General features: G+C 60.6%; 1 protein-coding gene and 1 pseudogene. One reads left to right on the forward strand and one right to left on the reverse strand.

What is annotated here, in order from left to right; translation table 11 throughout:
• Positions 1 to 205: 205 nt before the first annotated feature.
• Positions 206 to 1072 (reverse strand): LysR family transcriptional regulator, encoded by an 867-nt coding sequence (locus tag ACS5Q1_RS47865; RefSeq protein WP_473104779.1) that lies wholly within the window; start codon positions 1070 to 1072, stop codon positions 206 to 208.
• Positions 1073 to 1180: 108 nt separating this feature from the next.
• Here ACS5Q1_RS47865 and ACS5Q1_RS47870 point away from each other — a divergent pair.
• A pseudogene (locus ACS5Q1_RS47870) lies at positions 1181 to 1402 on the forward strand (alcohol dehydrogenase catalytic domain-containing protein); the annotation flags it as partial.
• Positions 1403 to 1516: the final 114 nt, after the last annotated feature.

Raw genomic sequence — 1516 nt, forward strand, 5'->3', positions numbered from 1 at the left:
ACGCACTCTCGAAGCCTTGGAAGCCGAACTCAAACCAGCCCTCGACACCATCACCGCAAACGATGCCAAAGGCTGGATCAGGCACGCCGGCTATGTCCTACACTGAAACCAAAAACGCTTTAGATTGTGCGGCACAAAGCAGCCTGCCACATATCCAGAAGGACCTGCCTCCAGCCCAGCCCACCAACCGGCTCTGATTGAGGTACTAAACCCTGGTGCTCGTGTCCGCCAGTTTCTCAATGACGAGATTGAGGAGCGCCCTGAGACGCGCTAACCGTCTCATGTCACGGTGATAGCCAACCCAAGTGTCGCGGTCGGGCGGATCCTCGCCGAGGTCGATCCGTTCCACTTCCGGGAGCGCATCGCCCAGTGGTCGCGGCAGGACGGCGACACCAGCGCCTTGGGCGCACATCCGCCCCTGCACGTCCCTATTGTTGCTCCGTGACACGATGTGAGCATTGGGAAGAATCCGCTTTAACCAGACCGCATCCGGCAGGGTCGCCAGGGCTGTATCCATGGTGATCAGCGGCGTGCCGATCCCGTTGCCAGGACGCGGGTGCTCCAAACCCGATTTGATGTAAACGCCATAAGGAATGCGCAGGAGGCGGCGGGAGATAACATCCGGATCGTCAAATGGCCGGATCCGAAACACCATGTCAGCCTCCCGCCGCGGCAAGCTAAAATGCTGCGCGCTGGTCACCAGCTCGACCACGACCCGCGGGTGCAAGCCAGCGAACTCGGCTAGAATAGGTGCCAGCATATGGGTCCCGAACCAGTCCGAGGACGAGAGGCGGATGGCTCCCTCGAGTTGCCGGTCCTGACCGGAAAGCTGGCGCTGGATTGCCAGCACCTCTTCCTCGATCCGCTCGGCGTGGGACAGCATTGCGCTACCCTCATCAGTCAGGATGAAGCCTTCGCCTGTGCGTTGAAAAAGCGTGTGACCGACATCCTGCTCCAGCGCACGCAGACGTCTGCCCATGGTCGGCTGGCTCTGCCCGAGTTTACGCGCCGCAGCCCCGAGCGTGCCTTCGCGGGCGATCGCAAGAAAGATGCGTAGGTCACTCCACTCCACCGGCGATCTCCTGCCCATACATTTCTGAATGGAGTACGTGCATCATTGTCGATTTTCAAACAAGAACATTGCGCCCACCTTGTGACCGGAGATCAAAAGGAGCAGATCATGTCCACAGCAAACGTGATGACGGCCGCGGTTCTCGACGCCCACGACGCTTCGTTCCGTGTGGGGCCCGTCGCCCGTCCAGAGCCCGGAGCCGGCCAAGTTCTCGTTCGGATCCTGGCCAGCGGTGTCAATCCGCTTGACACCAAAATACATGCGGGCCAAGCGGCGCACGCCCGCCATCCATTGCCGGCGATACTTGGGATCGACCTAGCGGGCACTGTTGCATTAACCTCGGCAGTGTAATCCGGAGCGGCCAGTCGAGGAGCCGTCCTGTTGTCTCTATTCAAGCGCCGCCGTTTCCCGGTCGAGATCATCCTGTTGTGCGTTCGCTGGTAC

It is taken from the genome of Microvirga sp. GN3 (genome assembly GCF_055792825.1).